The sequence below is a fragment of the Pseudomonas sp. WAC2 genome (assembly GCF_030403525.1).
Lineage (GTDB): Bacteria > Pseudomonadota > Gammaproteobacteria > Pseudomonadales > Pseudomonadaceae > Chryseomonas > Chryseomonas luteola.
Genome location: NZ_JAUEPD010000002.1, coordinates 73,112 through 97,454, shown reverse-complemented (window position 1 = coordinate 97,454; position 24,343 = coordinate 73,112). Strand labels below are relative to the sequence as shown.

Here is a 24,343-nt window from a genome sequence, read left to right as displayed (position 1 = left end):
GAACCCGCTGTGTACAGCGGGTTCGCTCATCCCTACCCTAGAATACCGCCTCCTTTCTGCCGATTCTCGATGGAGACCTGATCATTCAGCGTCCAGAAATCGTACAGCACACCTAACAGGAAAAATCCGCCGGTAAAGAAGTACAGAATGGCCGTAATCCATTTACCCATGTACAACCGATGGACGCCAAAAATGCCTAGAAAGGTCAACAGTATCCACGCAATGCTGTAATTGACGCGACCGCCCTGGAACCGCATATCTGCCTCACGATCCATGCTGGGGATCAGGAACAGGTCGATCAGCCAGCCAACCCCTAGAAGGCCTAGCGTAAAAAACCAAATGGTGCCGGTAACCGGCTTTCCGTAATAAAAGCGATGAGCACCCAGAAAGCCAAAAATCCACAACAGGTATCCAAGCGCTTTGCTATGCGTATCGTTTTGGTACTTCATGACAACCTCAGTCACAGAGCGGTAATGTCTGCTTCATAAGCAAGATTTTTTGATTTCACTGGTCATTCTGCCAGTGATTCCAACTGGTATAGAAACCTTTTGCGACATGAACCGCTGATTTTTGATAAATATCTCGACCGGCGGAGCGGAAATAAAACTATCGATCTGATATAAAGTTGCGCGATTTTGATTATCAGGTCCGTCGACAATGCGCTCTTTACTCATTACCTGGCTATCAGCCTGTTTGGTACTGCCTGTGACGGCAGTCCAGGCCAAAGAAGCCGTTAGTGCTCGCGCTGCCGCTCCGGCTCATGCCAAGTCAGCACCACGTGCCAATAAACCCAAGGCACGTACACAACACGTTTATGCTCCTGCCAAGCCCAAGGCGGGAACCATTGTGCAAGCACATGCTGCCGCTCAGCATGCTGCGTCCAAGGAAAGCACCAAAGTAGTCAACCGCGCAATCGATGTACTAGGGACACCCTACCGTTGGGGCGGCACAACACCTAAGCATGGTTTTGACTGTAGCGGACTCGTGAATTATGTATACCGTGACGTCCAGAATCTTGAGCTACCTCGTACCTCTCAGGAGCTGGCTCGCATGGATGGCATGAAGGTTGGAAAAAAGGATCTAAAACCTGGCGATCTGATCTTTTTCAAGATCCACGGCCGTAACGTTGATCACGTTGCAATCTATATGGGCCATGACCGCTTTATCCATGCACCACGTCGTGGAGAAAGCGTACGGATTGATCATCTCAGCCGCCCCTACTGGAAAACGCGTTTCGCCTCAGCCAAGCGTGTTCTTCCCCAGATGGTCGCCACGAGTGAACAGCAGGTCCGCCCACGTAGTGCGCCTAATCCCCACAAGTCCTAACGATAGCGCTACCGTAAGCCCACCGTTGAGCAGAAGCGGTTGAAGACTTTCTGCAGCCCTTTATACTGTGCACATATACAGTATAAGGGGCTGCTTCATGGAGTTGACCGACAAACTCATCGTTTTGGCTGACGCCGCCAAATATGACGTGTCATGTGCCAGTAGTGGAGCACCCAAGCGCTCATCCAAGGGTAAGGATGGTCTAGGCGCCACAGATGGCATGGGTATTTGCCACAGCTTTACGCCTGATGGCCGTTGCGTTTCCTTACTTAAAATCCTGCTGACCAACTTTTGCCTCTACGATTGCCAATACTGTGTCAATCGTAGGTCCAGCAATGTCCCCCGCGCCCGTTTCACGCCGGAAGAAGTCGTAAAACTTACGCTCGATTTTTATCGGCGCAATACCATCAGCGGTCTTTTCTTGAGCTCAGGGATTATCCGCTCAGCAGACTATACGATGGAGCAGCTGATCCGAGTGGCCCAGTTACTGCGCGAAGAGCATCAGTTTCGAGGTTATATTCATCTAAAGACTATTCCTGACGCAGATCCCTTACTGATCGCCAAGGCAGGGCTTTATGCCGATCGTCTTTCAGTCAATATCGAACTGCCTACCGAATCGGGCCTGACACGTCTTGCCCCTGAAAAAGAGGTTCGCAGTATCAAAAAAGCCATGGGCACGATTCGCCTTGGTCTGGAGGAAACAGCCGCTGAAAAGAATGCTCCACGCTTTGCACCGGCTGGGCAAAGTACGCAGATGATCGTAGGCGCTGATGCTACTGATGACCGGACCATACTGGATACCGCGCAAACCCTGTACGGCGCCTATCAGCTGAAACGCGTGTACTATTCGGCGTTCAGCCCCATCCCGGATAGTCCAAACTCCGTCCCCCTCATACCTCCGCCTTTACTGCGCGAACATCGGCTTTACCAAGCAGATTTTCTTATTAGAGGTTACGGTTTTACGGCTACGGAATTACCAACGGAAGGTGGAAATCTCCCGTTGGATATCGATCCGAAGCTTGCTTGGGCTCTGAGTAACCGTGACACCTTTCCCCTCGATCTCAATCAGGCGGAGCCTGCGTTGATTGCCCGGGTCCCAGGCATTGGGATGCTGTCAGCCAAGCGCCTCGTGACCTTAAGACAGCAACGGCGTATCCGCTATGCAGATCTCATTCGTCTTCGTTGCAGCCTGGAAAAAGCCAGGCCGTTCATCATTGTTCACGATTATCGCCCCAGCTCCATGCTTGCGGAGTCCTTGCACCTTCGTACTCAGCTCAGTGAAAAGCCTGCCCAATTGGCGCTCTGGTGACTATGCGCACTGTTTCCTTTGACGGCTCGTTTGCAGGTTGGCGGCGTGTAGCCAGACAGTTGTTAGAGCAGGACGTAGCGCCCCATGAAATCAGTTGGCAAACCGAGCCTCTATCAAATGATTTGTTTGCTACCGCAGATGCACAGCCATTGGAAACGGCCTCATCAACTATCCGAGTACCCAGGCAACTTGCAGACTTATTGAACTTGGCAGCCTGTTATCGACATCCCCAGCGTTGGGCACTGCTATACCGTGTCCTGTGGCGAGTCGTACGGGGTGATCAAGCAGCTATGCTGGCCGGTGACGAGGATGGTAGCGAATTGCACCGTTGGGCCAAGGCAGTCAGACGAGAAATTCATCATTTACATGCCTTCCTACGCTTTAAACAGCGGGGCGAGCATGCGGGTAACCCCCACTACGTTGCGTGGCATGAGCCGGCTCATGATGTGTTGGCGCTGGCCGCCCCACATTTCTGCAACCGGATGGGGAATACCTCCTGGCTGATCGCCACACCGGAGGCAGCCGCATTATGGGATGGAAAGACATTAACGCTCGAGGCCCCCTGCCCCACAGGACTGGAAGCGCTTGCTAAACAGCAACGTGATGATGGCGAGCGCCTCTGGATGGCTTATTACGCAAGCACATTCAATCCCGCCCGCGCCAACCCCAAGGTTATGACGGGACATATGCCCAGGCGATTCTGGAAAGACCTGCCGGAGGGACCGTTGATCCCCACACTGCTTAGCGAGGCGCGCACCGGTGCGCAGCGAACGGCCCAAGCGAAAAGCGTAAGCGAACAGACAGGAAAAACGGTACCCGTATCAGCTGCTGAGGTATTACCGGTACGCGAACAACCAAGCACCCTGGAAACCTGCCGTCGCTGCCCGCTCTGGCAGCGCGCCACTCAAGCCGTTCCAGGCGAGGGGCCTCTCAATGCGAGGCTTTTCCTGATAGGCGAGCAGCCCGGCGATCAGGAAGATCTGCAAGGCCGCCCTTTCATAGGGCCGGCTGGGCAGGTGCTTGATCGAGCTATTCGAGAGGCAGGCCTGCAGCGGGAATCGCTCTATCTGACCAATGCCGTCAAGCATTTCAAGTGGACGCCACAGGGACGTCGACGCAAACACGTTACCCCTACCGTTGAGATCGCCCCGTGCCGCCATTGGCTGGAGAACGAGCTGGATACCATCAAGCCGGACGTCATTGTTGCATTAGGGGCTACCGCACTGGAGTCCCTGATGCACAGAAAACCAGGCTCATTGAGTGAGTATATGGGTCGTGTTACACAGTGGCAGGGGCGGTGGCTGATCGTCACGTATCACCCATCCTATGTTCTGCGCGTACCCGAGGAAGCCAGGCAGAGACAGGCCCAAGCAGCGCTTACCGCAGCCCTGGTACAGGCCAGGCAGCTACTTGAGCCTTAAAGGTTATCGGAAACGCTTGCTGTCCTCGCCCATATCCAGGGAGAGTCCTTGAGTAATGTTCGTCAAATGATCCGCATCGGTTTCGGAGCCCAGCTTGATCATCAAGCGCAGATCATTGGCAGAGTCCGCATGCGCCAATGCATCTTCGTAGCTGATCTCACCGTCGCGATACAATTGGTACAAGGCCTGATCGAACGTTTGCATGCCCAACTCCGTCGAGCGCTTCATGAGCGGCTTGAGCTCATGCACCTCCCCCTTCCGAATCAGGTCTGCCGCCAACGGCGTGTTGATCAACACTTCGATAACCGCCCTACGGCCTTTACCATCAACCGTGGGAACCAGCTGTTGCGCCACAATGGCCTTGAGGTTCAGCGAAAGGTCCATCCATATCTGCTGATGCCGATCAGCCGGGAAAAAGTGGATGATCCGCTCCAACGCCTGGTTCGCGTTGTTAGCGTGTAACGTTGCCAAACACAGGTGGCCGGTCTCGGCGAATGCCACCGCATACTCCATGGTTTCCCGAGTACGCACCTCGCCGATCATGATGACATCAGGTGCCTGACGAAGCGTGTTCTTCAGCGCGACCTCAAAAGACTCCGTATCCAGGCCCACTTCCCGCTGCGTCACAATGCAGTTCTGGTGCTGATGAATGTATTCGATAGGATCTTCAATCGAGATGATATGGCCTGTGGAGTTCTTGTTGCGGTGACCAATCATGGCAGCTAGCGACGTGGATTTGCCCGTGCCGGTTGCCCCGACGAACAGCACCAGGCCACGCTTGGTCATGGACAGTTTTTTCAACGCCTCGGGCAGACGCAACTGATCAAGCGTAGGGATGTTTACCTCGATACGCCGAAGCACCATGCCCACCAGGTTACGCTGATAGAACGCACTTACCCGAAAACGCCCCACCCCTCTGGAGCTGATCGCAAAATTGCATTCATGCTTTTCGGCGAACTCCGCTCTCTGCTGTTCATTCATGACGCCAAGGACCACTTCCCGAGCCTGATCAGGCGAAAGCGGCTCCTTGGTTACCGGCAGAACACGACCGTTCACCTTCATGGACGGTGGAACACCGGTTGTAATGAATAGATCGGAGCCGCCCTTTTCGACCATCAGCCGCAGCAGCTTTTCGAATTCCATCAGAAGTTCTCCGGAATCTTGGCTTTCTCACGAGCGCTGTCGCGACTGATCAACCCCTTCGCCAGCAGGTTTTTCAGGCACATATCCAGCGTTTGCATTCCAAGACCACCACCTGTCTGGATGGCAGAGTACATCTGCGCCACTTTGTCTTCACGAATGAGGTTGCGGATCGCAGGCGTCCCAATCATGATTTCATGGGCAGCCACACGGCCCCCGCCGACCTTCTTGACAAGGGTCTGAGAGATAACGGCCTGCAGCGACTCGGACAACATCGAGCGAACCATGGATTTTTCTTCGGCCGGGAAAACGTCCACGATACGGTCGATCGTTTTGGCGGCCGATGTGGTGTGCAGCGTACCAAATACCAAGTGTCCGGTTTCCGCAGCGGTCAGCGCCAGCCGGATCGTTTCAAGGTCACGCAGCTCACCGACCAGAATGATATCCGGGTCCTCACGCAGCGCAGAGCGCAATGCCTCCGAGAAGCCTAGAGTATCGCGGTGCACTTCCCGCTGGTTGACCAGGCATTTCTTGGACTCGTGAACGAATTCGATCGGGTCTTCGATAGTCAGGATATGGTGATACTTGGTGTTATTCAGGTAATCCAGCATGGCCGCCAGCGTCGTTGACTTGCCGGAGCCTGTAGGACCGGTGACCAACACTAGACCACGAGGAACATCGGTTATCTTGCGAAACACATCGCCCATTCCCAGCTCTTCCATCGAAAGCACTTTAGAGGGAATAGTACGGAATACGGCACCCGGTCCACGGTTCTGATTGAAGGCATTGACACGAAAGCGTGCAATGCCTGGCACCTCGAACGAAAAGTCGGTTTCAAGGAATTCTTCATAATCCTTGCGCTGCTTGTCGTTCATGATGTCGTAGATGAGCGCATGCACTTGCTTGTCGTTGAAGGCAGGCAGATTGATGCGTCGAACATCGCCGTCGACACGGATCATGGGTGGCAAACCGGAGGACAGGTGTAGGTCGGATGCACCCTGTCTGGCACAAAACGCCAGCAGTTCCGTGATATCCATGAAGACTCCCTTAATACAAACAAGCAGGTAGAATGCCGCCTTATCAGCAGCGGTATTTAGAGAACGAGGTTGAATGTCAACGATAGCTGAAAATATCGCAACAGTACGCACCCGTATCCAAGCCGCAGCGCAGGCTTGTGGTCGTGACCCTGAGACCGTTGGTCTACTTGCCGTCAGCAAGACCAAACCGGCATCGGATCTACGCGAAGCGTACAACTGCGGGTTAAAACATTTTGGCGAGAACTACCTGCAAGAAGCGATCCAGAAGCAGGAGATGCTGAAAGATCTGCCCTTGATCTGGCATTTCATCGGCCCGATTCAATCCAATAAGACACGCTCGATCGCTAGCCATTTCGATTGGGTGCATTCCGTTGATCGCCTGAAAATCGCCCAGCGGCTTTCCGAGCAACGCCCAGAGGACATGCTCCCGCTCAATATTTGCCTACAGGTCAATATCAGTGGTGAGGCCAGCAAGTCAGGATGTTTGCCAGAAGAACTGCCTGAGCTGGCCCGTGCCGTTGCTCAGCTGCCCAACCTCGTCTTACGTGGGCTGATGGCTATACCAGAAGCCGCTACGGAACCTGAGGCGCAGCATGTTGCCTTTTCATCCCTACGAAAACTCAGCGAGGCGCTGAACCTGAATCTTGATACCCTGTCCATGGGCATGAGCCACGACTTGGAAGCAGCGATTGCCGAGGGCGCGACCTGGGTTCGAATCGGTACAGCACTGTTTGGTGCCAGACATTACAGCGCAACCCCTTCGCCTGCTTCTCATTAAGGAATTTACCTATGAGCGATACCCGCATCGCCTTTATCGGCGCCGGAAATATGGCGGCCAGTCTGATTGGAGGTCTTCTCGCACAGGGACTGCTGGCCAGCTGCATTACTGCAAGCAATCCTGACGCTGCACAACGCTCAGCGCTTGAGTCTGACCATGGGATTCAGACATTCACGTCTAACCTTGAGGCTGCCCAACAGGCTGATGTAATTGTCCTGTCGGTCAAGCCACAGGTCATGAAAAGCGTCTGTGAGGAGCTCTCCAGCGCACTTACCGGCACTCAGCTGATCGTTTCTGTTGCAGCTGGAATCACCTGTGCCAGCCTGACTCAATGGCTAGGCGAGCGTGCCCTGGTGCGCTGCATGCCCAACACCCCGGCACTGCTTCGCCAGGGTGCCAGCGGCCTGTATGCCAACGAGCATGTGTCATCAACCCAGCGCGATCAGGCTGAGCAGTTACTGTCTGCCGTAGGCCTTACCGTCTGGGTAGAAGACGAAAAGCAACTGGATGCCGTAACGGCAGTATCAGGCAGCGGCCCAGCGTATTTCTTCCTGATGATGGAAGCCATGACCCAGGCCGGTGAAGCACTTGGCCTGGACAGGGAGACATCAGCACGGCTGACCCTGCAGACAGCCCTTGGCGCCGCCCAGATGGCCTTGAACAGCGAGGCGTCACCGGCCGAACTGCGCCGCCGCGTCACTTCACCTGGCGGCACTACCGAACAGGCCATCAAAACCTTTCAGGAGGGCGGCTTCGAAGCCCTCGTTCAACAAGCACTTTCAGCGGCTGCACGCCGCTCGGCCGAGCTGGCGGAAGAGCTCGGTAAATAAGGAGTAGTCATGTACGGATTGAATACCGCCCTGATTCTTATTTTGCAAACGCTTGGCAGTCTCTATCTGCTCATTGTTTTGCTGCGCTTCATTCTACAACTCGTGAAAGCAGATTTTTATAATCCCCTGAGTCAGTTCATCGTCAAGGCCACACAACCCTTGCTGCGCCCGCTACGCAGAGTCATTCCAGGCTTTGGCGGCATCGATCTGGCATCACTGGCGCTTGCAGTACTGGTACAGCTGGTTCTCATGGTTCTGCTGCTCCTCCTGACCAACGTTGAAGGCATAAACGGCCTCACTCTGATCACCATGCAATATGGCGTCGGCGGAGCAATTGCCCATCTGTTCATCTGGTCGTTGATTGCCGTGGCGTCCCTGTTTCTCAAGGTCTTTTTCTTCGCCATGATCATCAGCGTGATTCTCTCCTGGGTCGCGCCGGGCAGTTACAACCCCAGCGCCCAGCTTGTAAACCAGATCTGCGAACCTGTTCTGGCACCTTTCCGTCGCCTTCTGCCCAACCTGGGCGGGCTGGATATCTCGCCCATTTTCGCGTTTATTGCGATCAAATTGATCGACATGCTGGTCATCAACAACCTGGCCATGATGTCAGGCATGCCGTCGGTCCTCGCACCGTTCCTGTAAGCGATGGCCCCATCTGTTCGGTGGGGTCTTTATCGTTAACCATTCACACACTTTGCGTGACCGCCTAGAGAATCCCGTCGGGTCTTGATTGACGCAAGACCCGCCTTACGGCACCGTACCGCCCTTTATTACGCTCATGATGATGACAGGGATGGGGTATGGAGCGTCTGTCTCAGCAAGTCGATGCCTACGCGACTTGGAAGCTTGAACTCATACAGCAGATCAATCGCTACAGCGGCTGGCTTGTTCGTAATCGCCTCAATTCGCAAAGCCTTGATGAAACCCTGGCACGCTGTGTTCAGATCCTGCGCGACGATCACATTACGCTGGCTTTCGCTGGTGAGTTTTCCCGTGGAAAAACCGAACTGATCAATGCCTTGTTCTTTGCCGACTATGGGCAGCGCATGCTGCCGTCCCAGGCTGGCAGAACAACCATGTGCCCTACCGAGCTCTTCTATGATATCAAGGCAGAAGCCCCGTATATTCGGCTTCTACCTATCGAATCACGGCTGGATGACCTCAGTATTGCAGATCTGAGAAGCGATACGGCCCGTTGGCAACAGATTGCACTGGATTACGAACAGCCGGACCTCATGGCAGCTGCGCTCGGAAAGGTCGCCGAAACGCGCCTAGTGCCGGTTGAGCAGGCCATATCCCTTGGATTCGATGCCGAGCAGCTGGACAAGCCCAGCAAGGACGGGATGGTCGAAATCCCGACCTGGCGCCATGCGATCATCAACTTCGATCATCCCTTGCTGCGTCAGGGCCTGCGCATACTCGATACGCCAGGCCTCAACGCGCTTGGCAGTGAGCCTGAACTGACACTTTCGATGCTTCCAGCCGCTCAGGCCGTACTGTTTCTGCTCGCGGCCGATACGGGGGTTACAGCCTCCGACCTTCAGCTGTGGGAGCATCACATCAAGCCAACCAGTGACGACACGGAAGGCTCGCTGTTCGCGGTACTCAACAAGATCGATACCCTCTGGGGCGACCTGAATGGTGACGAATCCGTCGATCAGTCCATCCAGCGCATTCGTGAGGTCAGCGCTCGTCATCTGGGCATTCCCATGACGGATGTACTGCCCTTGTCTGCCAAGCAGGCCTTGCTTGCCAAGGTACGCCATGACACAGCGCTGCTTGAGCGCAGCCAGCTGGCCGCCCTCGAACGCCTGCTCTGTGACCGTATCGTTGGGCACAGAGAGCGTTTGCTACAAAGCCGAGTGGTCAATCAGGTGATTTCACTTCTGGCGAGCAGCCATGCGCTTCTGGGCGAACGCTTCGAGGACATGAAGCGGCAACATGCATTACTGGAAAATGCCGCTACCGGCTCAACGCTGGCAGAGCAGATAGAAAAAACACGTGAGGAGCATGCGCTTTATCACAAGCGGCTACTTAACCTGCGCACCACACAGCGGATGCTTCAGGGGCAGGCCGTCCTACTTAACGATGCCCTGAACCCGGCACGCCTTGAAAGGCACCTGACCGACGTACGCAATAACCTTGCAGGAAGCTGGACCACACTAGGCATCAGCGAAGCGATCCATCGCTTCTTCCAAAGCGTCGAACACGACATGTTATCCCTTTACTACGAGGGTGAGCGTGCGAACAAGGTTCTTCAGTCGATTTACCAGCGTCACAACGAAGAAAATCCTGGCCATCGCCTGGATGCTCCCCGTTTGCGTGTCAAGGCGCAGATCCGTGCGCTTCGCCAGCTACAGCAGAAGTCGGATCGTTTCCGTCGTCAGATGAAAACGCTGTTTACTGAACAGCGTGTGCTGACTCGCCGGTTCTTTGCAACGCTGGTAAAGGAAGCGGTCTTCGTGCATGAGCAGGCCTGTCGGGAAGCCAAACGCTGGAACGAGGTTGCCCTGCTGCCCCTCATTCAGTTTACCCGCGAGCACAAGCAGTTGCTGGAATCCAATATGCTGGAGCTCAAGGCGCTGACCCAGCAGGCGCTGGATACTCAGCAACAGAAGACTCGTCTGCAAACCTACTGCGAAACACTGGCAGGTCAGCTTGATGAGGCCAACGATATCTTGCGACAGTTGCGCCGCCCTGCTCCAGCCCAACGCCATGCCAAGGTTGTCGCTCTTCCCGGGGTAAGTGTCGCCTAGCCACATCGGGCCTTTATCCGATGCGGCAAGCACCCTGCTTGCAGGATGCTTGCCGCTTGCGATGGCGCTCTTTAGACTGGCGCCCTCTCACGTATAAGAGCCTTAAATGCCCAGCGTCATACCCCCTGATTCCGTAGGCCTGGTTACGCCTCAGGTCCTTCACTTCTCCGAGCCGCTCCCCTTGGCTTGCGGCAGGTCTTTGGCCGAGTACGATCTGGTCATTGAGACGTATGGAGAGCTCAACGAAAACCGTAGCAATGCCGTGCTCATTTGCCATGCCCTGTCCGGCCATCACCATGCGGCGGGCTACCACAGCATGGACGATCGCAAGCCGGGCTGGTGGGACAGCTGTATCGGTCCAGGAAAGCCCATCGATACCCGCCGGTTCTTTGTCGTCGCACTGAACAACCTGGGCGGCTGTAACGGATCAACAGGCCCAGGCAGCGCCAATCCTGCTACAGGAAAGCCCTACGGCGCCGACTTTCCCGTCATTACCGTGGAAGACTGGGTCAACAGCCAGGCACGTCTGGCTGATGCGCTAGGCATTCAACAATGGGCGGCCGTCGTAGGCGGCAGCATGGGAGGCATGCAAGCCCTGCAATGGACCATCAGCTACCCTGATCGTGTACGTCACTGCATGGCTATCGCCTCGGCGCCCAAACTGTCAGCTCAGAACATTGCGTTTAATGAAGTGGCACGCCAAGCCATTCTGACTGATGAAGAATTCCATGGCGGTCGCTTCTATGAGCAGAACGTCGTACCCAAGCGAGGACTGATGCTGGCCCGCATGGTAGGTCACATTACCTATCTGTCCGATGACGCAATGGGGCAGAAGTTTGGCCGCGAACTCAAGACAGATAAGTTGAACTACGACTTCCACAGTGTGGAATTTCAAGTCGAAAGCTACCTGCGCTATCAGGGCGAAGAATTTTCAGGCCGCTTCGATGCCAATACCTACCTGCTGATGACCAAAGCGCTGGATTACTTTGATCCCGCCAGTGCACACGATGGTGATCTAGCCAGAACGTTTGCAGATGCAAAGGCTGATTTCTGCATCATGTCCTTCACGACAGACTGGCGCTTCTCACCGGCCCGCTCACGCGAGATCGTGGATGCCTTGATTGCAGCGAAAAAGAATGTCAGCTATCTCGACATCGACGCGCCACAAGGGCATGACGCTTTTCTTCTACCGATCCCCCGGTACCTGGAAGCCTTCGTTAGTTATATGAATCGCATTGCTGTATGAGGGCCTGAACGTGCGTGCCGATCTGGATATCATCAAAGACTGGATTCCCGCCGGTAGCCGGGTCCTTGACCTGGGATGTGGTAATGGCGAGCTGCTTGCCTATCTGCAGACAAACAAGCAGGTCACCGGCTATGGCCTTGAGATCAACGACGAAAACATCAAGCAGTGCATTCGCAGAGGTGTAAACGTCCTTGAGCAGGACTTGGATAAGGGGCTGGGGAATTTTGCCAGCAACAGCTTTGACATTGTTGTCATGAGCCAGGCCCTGCAAGCGGTGCATTACCCTGATCGTATTCTTGAGGAAATGCTGCGCGTAGGCAGAGAATGCATCATTACCTTCCCGAACTTTGGTCACTGGCGCTGCCGCTGGTATCTGGCCCGTAACGGTCGAATGCCGGTATCGGAGTTCTTGCCTTATACCTGGTACAACACGCCGAACATCCACTTCTGTACGTTTGAGGATTTCGAGCGTCTGTGCCATGAACTCAAGGTCAAGGTGCTTGACCGGCTGGCCGTTGACCGTCAGCACCGCCACGGCATTGGTAGCCGCCTGTGGCCCAACCTCCTGGGCGAGATCGGTATTTATCGCGTGACGGGCCAGTCGTTGTAAGACAGGTTCGTCACGCTGATTCAGATGACGTCATGACCCGCCATCTGAATCACGTACATCGACTTTCCAGATTTCATATCATGCGAGCAGGCATTCGCCTGTCTCCGCCTTAAACCAGAGATGACACGACATGATTCAATTGTCCGAGCTGGTGCTGGCCAGCCACAACGCCGGTAAGCTCAAAGAACTTCAAGCCATGCTGGGTAACGCCGTCAAGGTGCGCTCCGTCGGTGAATTCAGTCAGGTCGAACCGGAAGAGACTGGACTTTCCTTTATTGAAAACGCCATTCTCAAAGCGCGTAATGCAGCGCGTGTATCCGGCCTGCCCGCCCTGGCCGATGACTCCGGCCTTGCTGTCGACGCCCTGGGTGGCGCGCCCGGTATCTACTCGGCACGCTATGCAGAAGGACGCGGCGATGCCGCGAACAATGCAAAGCTGCTCAAAGCTCTTGAAAACACTCCTGAAGCCGAGCGTGGCGCTCAATTTGTCAGCGTGCTGGCCCTGGTTCGCCACGCTGATGACCCGCTTCCTATCGTTTGTGAAGGGATCTGGGAAGGGCGCATCCTCTTCGAGGCCCGAGGTGAGCATGGCTTTGGGTATGACCCACTCTTCTGGGTGCCCGAGCGGGACTGCTCGAGTGCAGAACTGGCACCTGAGGAAAAGAACCGTATCAGCCACCGTGCCCGTGCCATGACTATTCTTCGTGAGCGGCTCGGACTTTGATTCGATCAGCCTCGTTTGAACTGCCGCCCCTGTCGGCCTATATCCATATTCCGTGGTGCGTGCGTAAATGTCCTTATTGCGACTTCAACTCGCACGCAGCGGGGCCTGAGCTACCTGAAGAGGCCTATGTCGATGCCTTGCTGGCAGACTTGGATGCGGACCTTGTCCATGTGCATGGCCGACCACTGACCTCCATCTTTTTTGGAGGTGGTACTCCCAGTCTGTTTTCAGCCAGGGCGCTGGGGCGCTTGCTTGAAGGCGTCGAACGCCGCGTTGCCTTTGCTTCCAATATCGAAATTACCCTTGAGGCTAACCCAGGGACATTCGAACAGGACAAGTTTGCCGCCTACCGGCAGCTCGGCATCAACCGGCTTTCAATTGGCATCCAGAGTTTTCAAGATGCCAAGTTAAAAGCCTTGGGCCGGATCCACGGGCAGGACGAAGCGGTTCGAGCCGCCGAGATGGCACGTCGGGCAGGGTTCGATAACTTCAATCTGGACCTCATGCACGGCCTGCCAGACCAGAGCGTTGCCGATGCGATGGCAGATCTTGAACAGGCGATTGCCCTCGCGCCTACGCATATTTCCTGGTATCAGCTCACCATGGAGCCCAATACCGTCTTTTGGAGCCAGCCGCCTGAGCTACCTGAAGACGATACCCTCTGGGATATTCAGGAAGCGGGACAGGCTCGACTTGCCGAAATGGGTTATCGGCAATACGAGACCTCGGCCTATGCCCAGCCTGGACGCCAGGCACGTCACAACCTGAATTACTGGACATTCGGTGATTTCCTTGGAATTGGCGCGGGCGCCCACGCCAAGCTGAGCGCACCTGATGGTCAGATTATTCGCACCTGGAAGACCCGCCTGCCCAAAGACTACCTGGACCCTGCCAAGCACTTTCAAGCAGGCGAAAGAGTACTGACGCCAGCAGAGCTGCCCTTTGAATTCATGATGAATGCCCTGCGCCTGGTAGAGGGCGTTTCAAGTGAGCAGTATACACAGCGAACCGGTCAGCCCTTGGAAAGCCTATCTGGGGCACTGGAAGCGCTACGCGGCAAAGGTCTGCTTGAGAAGGATTCGACCAGGTTGGCCCCTACGTCCCGAGGGCAGCTTTTTTTGAATGATGTGCTGCAGCATTTTCTGTCTGACTAAGGAGACATAACGCTTGGACTACCTACTTAGCCTTATTGCAGAGGCTTCTCGCTGGTGCCGCGGTCATCTGGCCGAGATCGCCCTGGCTCTGATTTCAACCCTGCTGGTAATGTTCGGCACTGAAATCAACAACTGGATGAAGCAGCGCCTGGGCAGTTTGCCTACCTTTGTACGGGTTCCGGTTCTGGCTTCGGCTTCAGTAAGTCTTTACGGCGCGGCAACTACCCACCTGACCCCCTGGGTTGTGAAAGGCTTAGGACAGTTCAACAATTACAGCCTGGCACCCGCCTTGCTGGTCGGTGCTTGTCTGCTGGGTGTTCTAGCCGAGCGACGCTGAGATACGCAGAAAAAAGGCCTGACATCTGTCAGGCCTTTTTTATTATTCGGTACGCTCGAACTTCAAATCCCAGACACCGTGCCCAAGTCGCTCACCTCTACGCTCGAACTTAGTGATGGGTCGCTCTTCGGGACGCGGAACATAGCGCTCATCTGAAGCCTGATTCCGATACCCCGGCGCGACACTCATGACTTCCAGCATGTATTCCGCATAGGGCTCCCAGTCAGTTGCCATATGCAGCACCCCCCCAACCCTGAGCTTGCTACGAATCAGCTCGGCAAACTCAGGCTGAACGATACGACGCTTATGGTGGCGGGCTTTGTGCCATGGGTCCGGGAAAAACAGCAGAACCCGATCCAGACTTGCATCAGCCACGCACTGGCGAAGCACTTCCAAGGCATCGCAGCTATAGACACGCACATTGGACAACTGCTGTGTCAGAAGGCCATTCAGCAACGCGCCGACCCCAGGACGGTGGACCTCAACACCAATGAAGTCCTGCTCCGGCGCTGCGGCTGCCATTTCCAGCAGAGAATGACCCATACCAAAGCCGATTTCAAAGGTACGAGGCGCTTGTCGGCCAAACACAGCGTCAAAATCCTGTAGCCCCGCATCCAGGTCGAGACCGAAGCGGGGCCAGCCTTGGTCAAGCCCCCTTTTTTGACCTTCCGTCATGCGTCCCGCACGCATGACAAAACTTTTGATGGTACGCATTGGGCGTGCGGGTGCGTTATCGAATTCCTGATCGCTCATGGCTATTCACAAAGACAGCACGACCCGGCCTGAAGGCCGGGTCGTTAAGGTTAAGGTGGAATGAAACGTCTTGATCAGCTGATCAGACCTTCCAGAGGTGACGAGGCGGAGGCATATAGCTTGCGTGGCATGCGACCTGCCAGATAAGCCATGCGTCCTGCCAGGATGGCGTGCTTCATGGCTTCGCCCATCAGGACAGGATCCTTGGCGTGGGCAATGGCGGTGTTCATCAGGACGGCATCACATCCCAGCTCCATTGCAATGGTGGCATCCGAAGCAGTACCTACACCAGCATCGACCAGAACCGGCACCTTGGCCTCTTCCAGAATGATGCGTAGGTTATAGGGGTTGCAGATACCCAGCCCAGAGCCGATCAAACCGGCCAGCGGCATAACCGCAATACAGCCAATCTCCGCCAACTGACGGGCAATGATGGGGTCATCACTGGTATACACCATGACATCGAACCCATCCTTTACCAAGGTTTCGGCGGCCTTCAAGGTTTCGATGACGTTTGGGAACAACGTTTTCTGATCCGCCAGTACCTCAAGTTTGACCAGTGAGTGCCCATCAAGAAGCTCGCGCGCCAGACGGCAGGTACGCACAGCTTCAACAGCGTCATAGCAGCCAGCCGTATTGGGCAGAATGGTATAGCGATCCGGTGGAATAACGTCCAACAGATTAGGCTCACCGGGATTCTGACCGATATTGGTCCGGCGAACCGCAACGGTCACGATTTCGGCCCCCGACGCCTCGATGGCCAGACGGGTTTCTTCCAGGTCCTTGTATTTACCGGTGCCCACCAGCAGACGCGACTGGTAAGTGCGTCCGGCCAGGGTAAGCGGTGTATCTTGACGATTGCTGTTCATGGCAGATTCTCCGGCGGTCTAGCCGCCACCAATAGCATGAACCACTTCCAGCTGATCGCCGTCCACAAGCGTGGTATCGGCGTGCTGGCTGCGGGGTACGATATCGAGGTTTCGTTCCACGGCCACCCGTTTTCCGGTCAGTTCAAGCCGGACGAGCAAGTCCGCCACGGTGGCACCATCAGGAAGTTCGAAAGATTCGCCGTTCAATTGAATGCGCATGGCAGAAGCGGTCTGAAATGTATGAAGGGCTGCATTCTAGCCCCTTCTGCCACGATGACCAACGTTGTATCGTCATCTAGGCCAGACGCCAGGCCACCAATCCAAGACAAACCCACCCTGCCAGGAAGGCGAGCCCGCCAAAAGGCGTGACGATGCCCAGCTTGCTGATACCGGACAATGTCAGAACATAAAGGCTGCCAGAGAACAGAATAATCCCTATGGCGAAGAAGGCGCCGGCCAAGCTGACCAGACGTCCCTGCAGATGCGTCGCCAGTAGGGCAACGCCCAGCAATGCCAAGGCATGTATGAGCTGATATAACACGCCGGTCTGGAATACAGCCAGGTGCTCCGGCGACAGTCGCCCTTTCAAACCATGGGCGGCGAATGCACCAAGGCCGACGCCAGTAAAGCCAAACACGGCGGCCAGCATGAGAAACGTACGAAGCATGGATAACTCCCAGACAGAATCGAAGCGATTGTTATAATGGACCGCTTATAACTAAAGACCAAGTCGCATGGTGCGCTCTCTTCTACGCCGTCTATTTCGCTACACACTCATCTCCATGGCTGCGAGCGTACTGCTCGTGTTGCTCTTTCGCTGGGTGCCCCCACCCGGCTCGATGGTCATGGTCGAACGAAAGATAGAATCCTGGATCGATGGCAAGCCCATCGATCTGCAGCGGGAATGGCGGCCATGGCGTGAACTACCAGACAACCTGAAGATGTCGGTGGTGGCAGGAGAGGATCAACACTTTAGTGAGCACTGGGGCTTCGACATGGACGCCATTCGTCAGGCCTTCAGCCATAACGAAGCCGGTGGTTCCCTACGTGGAGCTAGCACGATCAGTCAGCAGGTTGCCAAGAATCTATTTCTCTGGACGGGCCGTAGCTGGGTACGTAAAGGCCTGGAAGCCTGGTTTACCGTGCTGATTGAAACCCTTTGGCCCAAGCAACGCATCCTAGAGGTTTACCTCAACAGCGTTGAATGGGATTCTGGCGTCTTCGGCGCTGAAGCCGCTGCGCGGCACCATTTCGGCATTGGCGCACCGTACCTGTCGGATCGACAGGCCAGCCTGCTGGCTGCCATCCTGCCTAACCCCAGGGAGTGGAGTCCAAGTCATCCTAGCGCCTACGTCAGTCGTCGTGCCAACTGGATACGGCAGCAGGTCCGGCAGTTGGGCGGTAGTGACTACCTGTTGCACATGAAATAAAAAAGGCCCTGGTAATAACCAGGGCCTTTTTTTGATCAACCTGCGAGATAGGACGAGCGGGTCAATCCCAGACGCAAGGCATCCAGATACTGCGTACGCTCGCGTGCAGTCAGCTTTGCCCCGGCTACCTTGTCGCGGTAGTAGGTCATCAGCTCCTCTGGCGAGAGGTGCACATAGCGAAGCATGTCTTCAATGGTGTCATGAGTCTCGATGCCACCATGACGCACAGTGCCATCCGCATCCTGATAGACGTTGACCGAGTCCGTATCGCCAAACAGGTTATGCATATCGCCCAGGATTTCCTGATAGGCACCTACCAGGAATACACCCAACATATAATCTTCATTCGGACGCACATCGTGAACCGGCAAACTGGTCTCGATACTCTGCTCATCTACGTAATGGTTGATTTTACCGTCCGAGTCGCAGGTCAGATCCTGTAACACCGCACGGCGCATCGGCTCTTCATCCAGACGCGTCAGTGGCACGATAGGCAGGATCTGCCCTATCGCCCAGGTATCCGGCAAGCTCTGGAAAACCGAGAAGTTGCAGATGTATTTGTCGGCCAGCTTATCGTTCAGTTCGTCCAACACCTGGCGATGCGAACGCTGGCGTGCCTTGAGCTGATTGTAGAGTCGACGGCAGATCGCAAAGTAGCATTGCTCTGCAAGCGCCTTGTCACTCAGGCTCAGGCGACCTGACGCATACTGCGCAGAGGCTTCGCTCACGTACTGGGTTGCACGCCAATAGGTCTCGGTCACCATTTCCGGATCGGTATCACCCAGCAGCTCAACCAGCCACTGCACGACTTCAGGCTTGTCGGAGAAATTCTCGATATCAGGCATGGCGTCGTTGTTGCGCTCGACATCGGTTACCTGCATGACCAGCACGGCATGGTGCGCAGTCATGGCACGGCCACTTTCCGAGAAGATGTTTGGATGTGGAAGGCCCTGACGATCGCAGAACTCCTTGAGCATCCCTACGACCGTCGCGGCATAGTCATCCATGTCGTAATTAATGGAACTGGCGTTACGCGAATGCGTACCGTCGTAGTCTACCCCCAGGCCACCGCCCACATCGACATGATCGACCGGCAATCCAAGCGCGCGCAGTTCGGCGTAATACCGAATGGCCTCACGGAAACCCTGACGATAATCAGCCAGATTGGCAATCTGCGAACCCATATGGAAATGCAGCAGGCGAACCCCCTGCTCGAGTCCTGCCTTGCGGAAACGCTCGATCACGGACAGCAGCTGTGCCGCCGACAGGCCAAACTTGGACTTTTCGCCCCCGGTATCGGCCCATTTGCTGGAAGCCAGCGATGACAGGCGAACGCGGAGACCTACCTGCGGAGTCACCTTGAGATCGGCCGCCTCTTCAATCACCAGCGGGACTTCGGACTCCTTCTCGATCACGATGAAGACGTTGTGACCAAGCTTGAGCCCCATCAGGGCCAGCCGTATGAATTCGCGATCCTTGTAACCGTTGCAAACGATGGTGCCCCCCTTGGGCGCCAGCGCCAGCACAGCCATCAGCTCAGGTTTGGAGCCAGCCTCGAGCCCGATCGACACATTACGCGTGGCAATAATGTTCTCGACGACCGCTTCCTGCTGATTGACCTTGATCGGATACAGGGCCGTGTACTGACCACCATATTCCATTCGCTCGATATTGGCATCGAACGCACCGGTCAGTGCCCGCACGCGACCTTGCAGAATGTCAGGGAAGCGCACCAATAGAGGCAGCGAAAGACCCGCCTCGCACAGTTGCCCCACCAGTAGATGAAGGTCGATGGGCTCTCCATCGGGACCATGAGGACGGACTTCGACATTGCCGATGTCATTGATAGCGAAGTAGCCAGCGCCCCAGTGGCGAATGCCGTACACACTACGGCTATCGGCTACGGTCCATTGGCTGCCGTCATCTTTGCGCGTACGTCGTGGGGACATCCGCCAGATTCTCCTGTTGAAAGGTAATAAGGTGTTGACCGCAGATCGCTGCGGTAAGTTTGGATAGATATGGCCTGAACGTGGAACCGTTCGTTTAACCGCCGGACTTCTTGGCTTTGAAACCGCGTTTGGTCAGCTCGTCAATCAGCAGGTCGACATGATCGCCCTGAATCTCGATGACGCCATCCTTCAACGCACCACCAGTACCGCACCGCCGCTTCAGTGTGCTCGCCAATTCTTTCAATTCATCGGCCGTCACAGGCACACCACTGACCGTGGTCACGGTCTTGCCGCCACGACCTTTGGTTTCGCGGCGAACACGTGCAATACCGTCTCCAGCCTGCACGGGGGCCTGCTTACAGAGGCAGTCAGCGAGAGGTTTGTTACAAGCCGGGCAATGACGACCACTATCGGTGGAATACACCAGGCCGCCGAGACCGGCAAAGGAAGAGGCTTTCTTGACCACCGGGCATTCCTCACAGGGTCAGGATAGCGACAGGCTGGAGAACCAACCAAGAGCGCCCCACTCTGGCAGGGGCTGCGCATCAAAAGGTCGCGCAATTTACCAGCATTGAACGCAAATGCTAAGTACAAATTTGCGTCAATGCTGGATATTTTCATGACAGGCTCACAGAAAACCTGCTGCTGGGCTCATTACCCTTTTCGTGTCGGTGGCGCCATGAATTCCGGCCCTACCGGATCAGTCACATGTCGGGTCAGAATTTTATCGATTTCGTCTAGCTCCTCCTGGCTCAGGGACCAGCCGAATGCCTCGTCTACTCCCTCGATCTGCTCGGGCTTTCGTGCGCCCCACAGCGCAATAGTTGGGCCCTTATCAAGAATCCAGCGGATAGCCAGCGCCAGGACCGTCTTGTCATGGCGAGCACGGGCGTAATCCTCCAGTGCGGCCACTGCTGCAAGGTACTGCTCAAAACGCGGTGACTGAAACTTTGGATCGACCTTGCGCAAATCGTCCCCATCAAACCGTGTCGAGGGTGACATTTTACCGGCCAGCAGGCCGCGGCACAGTGCCCCGTAAGCCAACACCGCCAGCCCGTGATCCTTGGCATAAGGCAGTACGTCCTTTTCGATATCGCGCTCGAACAGGTTATAAGGAGGCTGTACCGCTGCCAGAGGGGCTACATCGCGAAAGGCATCCATCTGCTCAGGCGAGAAGTTGCTGACGCCCAGGGCCAGCACTTTTCCTTCCTGGCGCAGCTTTTCCAACTCGCGGGCAGTCTCGTCAATGGGCGTCAAGGGGTCTGGCCAATGTACCTGGTAAAGGTCGATGTGATCGGTCTTGAGGCGACGCAGGGAATCTTCGATTTCCTGACGGATACGGGCCGGAGTAGCGTTACGGAATGGGCCGTCATCATTCCAGTCCAGTGCAACCTTGGTAGCAATCACTGCTTTATCGCGTATTCCTTCCAGCGCCTTGCCCACGATCTCTTCGGAATTGCCGAAACCGTAGACGGGCGCAGTATCAATCAGATTGATACCACGCTCTACTGCACTGCGGATCGTGGCGATGGCCTTGGATTCATCACTACCGCCCCACATCCAGCCGCCAATCGCCCAGGTACCCAGGGCGATGCGGCTGACGGGACGGGATATACCTTGAATAGTCAATGTTTCAACTGACATGAGACCTCCTGTATGGCTCAGGGGTGAATAGGCTGATAACGCCTGATAAGCGCAAGACATGCGTATGGAGAGGTATTGAACAGGCCGTTCAATGAAAGTTGCCTGGCTGCAGCGCAACACTGCAGCCAGGCGAGGTATCAACCCTGCTCCATCAGCTGGCGCAAGTCGATAATCGCCGCATTGGCGCGGGAGATATAGTTAGCAATCACCAGAGAGTGGTTAGCCAGAACACCGAAGCCACTGCCGTTGAGAATCATCGGGCTCCAGACCGGCTGCTGAGCGGCCTCCAGCTCACGAATGATTTCGCGCACGTTTACCGTTGCGTTCTTCTTGGCCAGCACATCGGCAAAATCTACTTCGATGGCGCGCAGGATATGAGACAGCGCCCAGGCCTGCCCACGTGCCTCGTAGAAAACGTTATCTATCTGAAGCCAGGGCGTCTTGACGATACGCTCGTGAACTTCAGGCACCTGTCCGGGGAGCAGATCCTGATTAGGATTGATGTCAGCATCCAGACGAGAGCGACCCACACTGGCGGAGAGCCGTTGTGACAGGGACCCCAGGCGAGTCTCTACGTCGCCCAGCCAGTTACGCAAGTTATCGGCACGCGCGTAAAAGAGCGCACGCTGCTGCTCCTGCCCACCCAGACGCGCCAAGTAAAGGTCAAGGGAGCGAATACCCGCACGATATTCAGACTCCGAAGACGGCATCGCCCAGCTACGGTTGTCAAAGTTGAAGTGTGGCTCGGCCTTGGCCAAATCGACATCTTCCGTTGACTGAGACTGAGAGCGGGCAAAGTCCTTACGCAGCGCACGAGAAAGATCACGTACCTGCACCAGGACGCCGTATTCCCAGGAAGGCATGTTGTCGAGCCAGAGACCAGGAGGCGCAACATCGTTGGACAGATAGCCGCCTGGCTTGTCGAGCAAAGTGCCCGCCACCATCTTGAGTGTCTCTACCGTGGTATAACCCAGGGCCAGCTTGCGTTGAGCGGCAGCCGCCGCTTCCTGGGCATGCTGCTGGACAGGAAAGCGGTCCGGCTCGCGGCTCCAGTACCAACCCAGGATAGACATCACGAGCAGATAAAGGCCGATGATGATAGCCACGGCGCGCAGCCAGGGGCGGCCGCCAACAGCCGAAGCGCCGTCTGTCCGCCGCCTCCAACTGCTTGTACGATTCTTCCAGTCCAGCATGATGTTATTCCTTATAGTCGACTCCAGCGTTCGACCACGTCTATGACAAGGGGTTGCCGATTAAGTACGCTCGGTAGTGTACATAAGCCGTTCAGCTCTTGGTCCTAATGTTGCTCGATCCTGAGCCGATGACCTAGCAAGGCGATGCTGGTAGGCTTTAGTGATGGCCTATCGCCACCGATCTTTACTCAGGACGAGCCGGACTACCATGAGCGAGCATGACGATCCTTCACTGGACCGTATCAAGAACCATTTTGCCCAAAGGGTCATCACCCAGGCCAGACATGTTCTGGAAATCTGGCAACGCCTGCATCGTGTGGAGTGGAGTACGGCAAGCCTGGAAGAGCTGACCGAGGCCAACAATCGCCTCCTGCGCTATGCCCAGCGATTCGATCAGCAGGAGCACAGCCAGCTGGCAGAACGGATTGCTGGCTGTCTTTTGGCCGTCGAGGCCAACCGGGGACGCCTGACCAGTACAACGATTTCAGAACTGAGCCAGCTCATGCAAAGCTTGTCTCGCACTGGCTTACGCCATGGCGATCAGCTGGAAAGCACCAACCTGCCCCCGTTGCGCAAGCCTATTTATATTGCCCTGCAGGATCGGGAGCGCTCTGAGCGCCTGGCCCTGCAAATGGAGTACTTTGGCGTCACGATTCATATCTTCGAAGACGCAGTCACATTCCGCCAGGCTATTTCCGAGCGCCACCCGGCAGTGCTCATTATGGAAGTCGATTTCAACGGCCCGGGCGCGGGTCTTCAGCTGACAGCCGAAATCCAGGCGAACCTGACTATCAAGCTGCCAGTGCTGTTCTTCAGTCATGAAGAAGCCGACACCGCCATGCGTCTGGCAGCCGTACGCGCGGGTGGCCACGAGTTCTATACCGGCACCCTGGATGCCTCGCACCTGCTTGAAAAGGTCGAAACGCTGACCCGCGTCGCCTATTACGACCCGATCCGCGCCCTAATCGTCGACGACTCACGCGCTCAGGCGATGCACACGGAAATGTCCCTGAATAGCGCTGGTATTGTGACGCGCACCCTGCTCAACCCGACTGCCGTGATGCCGCATCTTGCCGAGTTCAACCCGGACCTGATCATTCTGGACATGTATATGCCGGAGTGCATGGGGACGGAGCTGGCCAAGGTCATCCGTCAGCATGAGCGCTATGTAAGCGTCCCGATCATCTACCTTTCGGCTGAAGGTGATCTGGACAAGCAGCTGGATGCCATGAGCGAAGGCGGCGATGATTTTTTGACCAAGCCGATCAAACCCCGCCACTTGATCGCCACCGTGCGTACACGCGCCGCCAGGGCACGTAACCTCAAAGCGCGCATCGTTCAAGACAGTCTGACAGGCCTGTATAACCATACCCACATTTTGCAGCTCCTGGAGGACGCGAGTTTTCTGGCTCGCCGACGCAGCAAAAGCCTGTCGTTTGTCATGCTCGATATCGATCACTTCAAAAAAGTGAACGATCAATATGGCCATCCTATGGGGGATCGCGTCATCAAGAGCCTGGCCCTGTTTCTGAAACAGCGCCTGCGCAAGACCGATCATATCGGCCGTTACGGTGGCGAGGAATTCGCCGTGGTGCTGCAGGACACCGATAGCCAGAATGCCCTGCGACTGATCGATGAAATCCGCAAACGGTTTTCAGAAATTTGCTATCCAGCCCAGCAGGAAAGCCTCTTCTGCACGTTCAGCGCAGGGGTTGCACAGTTGCAGCCCGACCAGGATATCAAGAGCCTGGCCAGGCAGGCTGATGAGGCGCTTTATCAGGCCAAGCGTGGTGGGCGTAACCGCGTGGAAATCTATCAGCCCCAGCCGTCAGCCTGA

General features: G+C 55.8%; 25 protein-coding genes. 14 read left to right on the top strand and 11 right to left on the bottom strand.

The annotated features are described in order from the left end of the window. Positions 1-32 precede the first annotated feature (32 nt). Positions 33-449: a TM2 domain-containing protein gene (locus QWJ10_RS04495; RefSeq protein WP_197870875.1), complete on the bottom strand. Its 417-nt coding sequence runs from the start codon at positions 447-449 to the stop codon at positions 33-35. Positions 450-657: 208 nt separating this feature from the next. On the opposite strand from QWJ10_RS04495, the gene QWJ10_RS04490 reads away from it, so the two are divergent. The 3 genes from QWJ10_RS04490 (at position 658) to QWJ10_RS04480 (ending at position 4,056) form a co-directional block, all read left to right on the top strand. Beyond that, on the top strand, positions 658-1,326 hold the full coding sequence (locus tag QWJ10_RS04490; RefSeq protein ID WP_197870873.1) for a C40 family peptidase: 669 nt from the start codon (positions 658-660) through the stop codon (positions 1,324-1,326). A gap of 97 nt (positions 1,327-1,423) precedes the next feature. After that, positions 1,424-2,635 carry a putative DNA modification/repair radical SAM protein gene (locus QWJ10_RS04485; RefSeq protein WP_074824925.1) on the top strand — a complete coding sequence of 404 codons (1,212 nt, stop codon included), beginning with the start codon at positions 1,424-1,426 and terminating at the stop codon, positions 2,633-2,635. A 2-nt stretch (positions 2,636-2,637) separates the two neighbouring features. After that, positions 2,638-4,056, top strand: coding sequence for a UdgX family uracil-DNA binding protein (locus tag QWJ10_RS04480; RefSeq protein ID WP_289925045.1), 1,419 nt, complete (start codon positions 2,638-2,640; stop codon positions 4,054-4,056). Between the two features lie 3 nt (positions 4,057-4,059). Here the strand turns inward: QWJ10_RS04480 and QWJ10_RS04475 are convergent, their stop codons facing one another. Next, a complete protein-coding gene (locus tag QWJ10_RS04475) occupies positions 4,060-5,199 on the bottom strand; it encodes a PilT/PilU family type 4a pilus ATPase (RefSeq protein WP_010795401.1) in 1,140 nt (379 codons plus the stop codon). Further along, on the bottom strand, positions 5,199-6,233 hold the full coding sequence (locus tag QWJ10_RS04470) for a type IV pilus twitching motility protein PilT (protein ID WP_010795402.1): 1,035 nt from the start codon (positions 6,231-6,233) through the stop codon (positions 5,199-5,201). Before QWJ10_RS04470 ends, QWJ10_RS04475 begins: the two co-directional genes overlap by 1 nt. A gap of 73 nt (positions 6,234-6,306) precedes the next feature. Between QWJ10_RS04470 and QWJ10_RS04465 the strand changes: the two genes are divergently transcribed. The 9 genes from QWJ10_RS04465 (at position 6,307) to QWJ10_RS04425 (ending at position 14,668) form a co-directional block, all read left to right on the top strand. Next, positions 6,307-7,011: a YggS family pyridoxal phosphate-dependent enzyme gene (locus QWJ10_RS04465; RefSeq protein ID WP_019364343.1), complete on the top strand. Its 705-nt coding sequence runs from the start codon at positions 6,307-6,309 to the stop codon at positions 7,009-7,011. Between the two features lie 11 nt (positions 7,012-7,022). Then, complete coding sequence (gene proC, locus QWJ10_RS04460) at positions 7,023-7,841, top strand: pyrroline-5-carboxylate reductase (protein ID WP_289924582.1); 819 nt, start codon at positions 7,023-7,025, stop codon at positions 7,839-7,841. Between the two features lie 9 nt (positions 7,842-7,850). Continuing rightward, complete coding sequence (locus QWJ10_RS04455; RefSeq protein WP_010795405.1) at positions 7,851-8,483, top strand: YggT family protein; 633 nt, start codon at positions 7,851-7,853, stop codon at positions 8,481-8,483. A gap of 158 nt (positions 8,484-8,641) precedes the next feature. Beyond that, positions 8,642-10,597, top strand: a complete 1,956-nt coding sequence (locus QWJ10_RS04450) for a dynamin family protein (RefSeq protein WP_289924581.1) — start codon at positions 8,642-8,644, stop codon at positions 10,595-10,597. 106 nt (positions 10,598-10,703) lie between these two features. Next, a complete protein-coding gene (locus tag QWJ10_RS04445; protein ID WP_122041879.1) occupies positions 10,704-11,843 on the top strand; it encodes a homoserine O-acetyltransferase in 1,140 nt (379 codons plus the stop codon). A gap of 10 nt (positions 11,844-11,853) precedes the next feature. After that, the gene (metW, locus tag QWJ10_RS04440) at positions 11,854-12,453 is read left to right on the top strand and encodes a methionine biosynthesis protein MetW (RefSeq protein WP_010795408.1); all 600 of its coding nucleotides are present in this window, start codon (positions 11,854-11,856) and stop codon (positions 12,451-12,453) included. A 130-nt stretch (positions 12,454-12,583) separates the two neighbouring features. Then, a complete protein-coding gene (gene rdgB / locus QWJ10_RS04435) occupies positions 12,584-13,177 on the top strand; it encodes an RdgB/HAM1 family non-canonical purine NTP pyrophosphatase (RefSeq protein ID WP_019364339.1) in 594 nt (197 codons plus the stop codon). Continuing rightward, on the top strand, positions 13,174-14,331 hold the full coding sequence (gene hemW, locus QWJ10_RS04430; protein ID WP_289924580.1) for a radical SAM family heme chaperone HemW: 1,158 nt from the start codon (positions 13,174-13,176) through the stop codon (positions 14,329-14,331). Before rdgB ends, hemW begins: the two co-directional genes overlap by 4 nt. 13 nt (positions 14,332-14,344) lie before the next feature. Beyond that, complete coding sequence (locus tag QWJ10_RS04425) at positions 14,345-14,668, top strand: DUF3392 family protein (protein WP_122041877.1); 324 nt, start codon at positions 14,345-14,347, stop codon at positions 14,666-14,668. Between the two features lie 42 nt (positions 14,669-14,710). On the opposite strand, the gene trmB is transcribed toward QWJ10_RS04425, so the two are convergent. From trmB to QWJ10_RS04405, 4 genes are all read right to left on the bottom strand, one after another. After that, the gene (gene trmB / locus QWJ10_RS04420; protein ID WP_289925043.1) at positions 14,711-15,382 is read right to left on the bottom strand and encodes a tRNA (guanosine(46)-N7)-methyltransferase TrmB; all 672 of its coding nucleotides are present in this window, start codon (positions 15,380-15,382) and stop codon (positions 14,711-14,713) included. Between the two features lie 113 nt (positions 15,383-15,495). Further along, positions 15,496-16,290 carry a thiazole synthase gene (locus tag QWJ10_RS04415; protein WP_074824958.1) on the bottom strand — a complete coding sequence of 265 codons (795 nt, stop codon included), beginning with the start codon at positions 16,288-16,290 and terminating at the stop codon, positions 15,496-15,498. 18 nt (positions 16,291-16,308) lie between these two features. Next, positions 16,309-16,509 carry a sulfur carrier protein ThiS gene (gene thiS / locus QWJ10_RS04410; RefSeq protein WP_010795414.1) on the bottom strand — a complete coding sequence of 67 codons (201 nt, stop codon included), beginning with the start codon at positions 16,507-16,509 and terminating at the stop codon, positions 16,309-16,311. A 76-nt stretch (positions 16,510-16,585) separates the two neighbouring features. Further along, on the bottom strand, positions 16,586-16,957 hold the full coding sequence (locus tag QWJ10_RS04405) for a DUF423 domain-containing protein (RefSeq protein ID WP_074824961.1): 372 nt from the start codon (positions 16,955-16,957) through the stop codon (positions 16,586-16,588). A gap of 67 nt (positions 16,958-17,024) precedes the next feature. Between QWJ10_RS04405 and mtgA the strand changes: the two genes are divergently transcribed. After that, positions 17,025-17,720 carry a monofunctional biosynthetic peptidoglycan transglycosylase gene (gene mtgA / locus QWJ10_RS04400; protein WP_289924579.1) on the top strand — a complete coding sequence of 232 codons (696 nt, stop codon included), beginning with the start codon at positions 17,025-17,027 and terminating at the stop codon, positions 17,718-17,720. Positions 17,721-17,755: 35 nt separating this feature from the next. Here the strand turns inward: mtgA and speA are convergent, their stop codons facing one another. The 4 genes from speA to QWJ10_RS04380 form a co-directional block, all read right to left on the bottom strand. After that, entirely contained in the window at positions 17,756-19,669 is a 1,914-nt protein-coding gene (gene speA / locus QWJ10_RS04395) for an arginine decarboxylase (RefSeq protein WP_010795417.1), read from the bottom strand. Between the two features lie 94 nt (positions 19,670-19,763). Further along, positions 19,764-20,135: a translation initiation factor Sui1 gene (locus QWJ10_RS04390; protein WP_010795418.1), complete on the bottom strand. Its 372-nt coding sequence runs from the start codon at positions 20,133-20,135 to the stop codon at positions 19,764-19,766. A gap of 188 nt (positions 20,136-20,323) precedes the next feature. Beyond that, a complete protein-coding gene (locus QWJ10_RS04385; protein WP_019364332.1) occupies positions 20,324-21,313 on the bottom strand; it encodes an aldo/keto reductase in 990 nt (329 codons plus the stop codon). A 137-nt stretch (positions 21,314-21,450) separates the two neighbouring features. Further along, the gene (locus QWJ10_RS04380; RefSeq protein WP_289924578.1) at positions 21,451-22,506 is read right to left on the bottom strand and encodes a DUF2333 family protein; all 1,056 of its coding nucleotides are present in this window, start codon (positions 22,504-22,506) and stop codon (positions 21,451-21,453) included. Between the two features lie 208 nt (positions 22,507-22,714). Between QWJ10_RS04380 and QWJ10_RS04375 the strand changes: the two genes are divergently transcribed. After that, on the top strand, positions 22,715-24,343 hold the full coding sequence (locus tag QWJ10_RS04375) for a PleD family two-component system response regulator (RefSeq protein WP_019364330.1): 1,629 nt from the start codon (positions 22,715-22,717) through the stop codon (positions 24,341-24,343).